The organism is Microbacterium halophytorum, assembly GCF_002970975.1.
GTDB classification, from domain to species: Bacteria; Actinomycetota; Actinomycetes; order Actinomycetales; family Microbacteriaceae; genus Microbacterium; species Microbacterium halophytorum.
This window is the reverse complement of the sequence record NZ_PNFA01000023.1, coordinates 1-1,278: the sequence shown is the minus strand read 5'-3', so window position 1 is coordinate 1,278 and position 1,278 is coordinate 1. Positions and strand designations below refer to the sequence as shown.

Sequence of the window (1,278 nt, the reverse complement as noted above, 5' to 3'; positions counted from 1 at the left end):
GGCGGGTTCAAGTTTCGAGTGCAACGCCTATTGCTTCTCGTAGCTTCTCACTCGGGGTCCAGTAGTCGAGGGTCTTCCGAGCGCGTGTGTTCAACAGGTGTTGTGCTCGGGCGAGGTCGTCATCGGTGACGTGGTTGAAGTCGGTGCCCTTCGGGAAGAAGTCTCGGAGGAGCCCGTTGAATTGCTCGTTCGAGCCGCGTTGCCAGGGCGAGTGCGGGTCGCAGAAGAACACCTCGCAACCGGTCGCGATGGTGAAATCAACGTGTTGGGCCATTTCCGCGCCCTGATCCCAGGTGACCGTCGTGAACAGAGCGCGCGGGAGTGTGCGGACCATGTCGACCATCCGGCTGGTCACCGTCACGCTGTCCCGGGAGCCGGGAAGGCGTCCGAGCAGCGCGAAGCGTGAACGACGCTCGACCAGCGTGATGATGCCGGAGTTGTTCGGTCCGACCACGAGATCGCCTTCCCAGTGCCCTGGGACGGCCCGGTCCGCGGCTTCCGCGGGCCGATCCGACAAGCGTGCTCCCGCAAGCCAGGGCCGTGCCGAGCGACGCGGCAGCTTCGATTGGGGCCGACGCGAGGTCCGCCCCGAGCGCAAGGCCTTTTCGACCGTCAGCTCGTGACGAAGACCGCCCTTGCCTTGCACGTAGAGGGCTTGGTAGATCGTCTCGTGCGACACATGCATCTCCGGCTGATCGGGGAAGTCCAGTTTCAGGCGGCCCGCGACCGCGTCCGGCGCCCATCCTTCGTTCAACAGTCCCACGACCCGGGCCCGCAGGACCGGGTGATCAAGCTTCTTCGGCCTGTCCGCGTGCCGCGCCAACTGTGCCCGATAGTGCGCGACATCCGCCGAATAACGGTACTCATCGCCATACGGAAGCCGGTTCCGAGACACCTCCCTCGAGATCGTCGAGACCGAGAAACCGAGATGCCCGGCGATCTGTCGCAACGACCACGGCCGCGGGGCCGCCAAAGCCTGCTCGATGAACGCACGATCAGCACGCGTCAACCGACGATACGAACCCGACCCGCCACCGCTGACGCGATCGCGTGGCTGCACGATCCCACCGAACCGGCCCTCGATGAACGACATGCCCACCAGCTTCGCCCACTTGACCACGCCCGCGCGCGAAACGCCGAGCTCGGCACCAACCCTGATCGAAGGCGTCCCCGCGATCAACGCACGATACGCCGCCAACCGGACCGACCAATCAAACACGACACCCATCAACAACCCCATCCCCATCAGGAGCGTTGCACTAAGAATCTGAAACGGCC

Annotated in this window: 1 protein-coding gene; it reads right to left on the bottom strand. The window is 64.7% G+C overall.

Annotated elements, in window-relative coordinates; all coding sequences use genetic code 11:
• Positions 1-7: 7 nt before the first annotated feature.
• Positions 8-1,228, bottom strand: coding sequence for an IS30 family transposase (locus tag C0010_RS14830; protein ID WP_456299258.1), 1,221 nt, complete (start codon positions 1,226-1,228; stop codon positions 8-10).
• Between the last annotated feature and the right edge of the window lie 50 nt (positions 1,229-1,278).

Excerpts from the sequence above, each read along its gene's own strand:
- C0010_RS14830 (WP_456299258.1), bottom strand. The coding sequence starts at position 1,228 with ATGGGTGTCGTGTTTGATTGGTCGGTCCGGTTGGCGGCGTATCGTGCG.